Genomic DNA, 624 nt, shown 5'->3' with positions numbered 1-624 from the left:
AATGAATTATATATTCAAAAACTAGCTGCTGTTGTATGTCCTTTGGGACTAGTAGAGTTTGCTAAGTCAACACCACCTAATAATTTTGTTGGTTGTATAATATCTGTTGCTTGCATAATATCAATATATCTTGCAAAAATTAACCCACTAGTATTGTCTGGTAAACCTCAACTCCACACTCTTGCTCTTTCAATATCTAATTGTTCTAATCTTAATTGTTCATTAACTTTATCTTGTGGTAGTTCATAATTTAATCTTCAACTAGAATAATGAATAATAATTTTCATATTTCATTTTTCAATATATTTTATTTGTTCATATTTACTACGCATTATTTCTTCATTAAAAGGTAATAATTGATTACAATAACCAAAGTTTTATAATATTCTCAGTATTAAGTAGATTTAATATTGACATCTTCAACATCAATACCAGTTATATATTCACCAAGAGGAGTTTTACATGGTCGTTTACCTTTTTCAGAACGATAACATAAAATATATTTATTAGTTTCCATATTTAATCTCATAAAATCGCATCATCATTATTTTCAAATGATTTATTTGCTTCTATTTCTTCTAAACGAATATTTCTTGTTGCTGATTGGGTCTGATTTATTTTTGT

At 26.1% G+C, this 624-nt stretch carries 2 protein-coding genes; both read right to left on the bottom strand.

Annotation, left to right across the window (positions count from 1 at the left end):
• Window positions 1–332 (bottom strand): hypothetical protein (locus C6B38_RS06945; RefSeq protein ID WP_146693355.1); only part of this gene is annotated, 332 nt, incomplete at its 3' end.
• A gap of 62 nt (window positions 333–394) precedes the next feature.
• Window positions 395–517 (bottom strand): hypothetical protein, encoded by a 123-nt coding sequence (locus tag C6B38_RS11980; RefSeq protein ID WP_255401097.1) that lies wholly within the window; start codon window positions 515–517, stop codon window positions 395–397.
• Window positions 518–624: the final 107 nt, after the last annotated feature.

Source organism: Spiroplasma sp. ChiS (assembly GCF_002968355.1).
Taxonomy (GTDB): Bacteria; Bacillota_I; Bacilli_A; order Mycoplasmatales; family Mycoplasmataceae; genus Spiroplasma; species Spiroplasma citri.
Note: the sequence above shows the minus strand (reverse complement) of the source record. Positions and strands in the feature narration are given on the sequence as shown.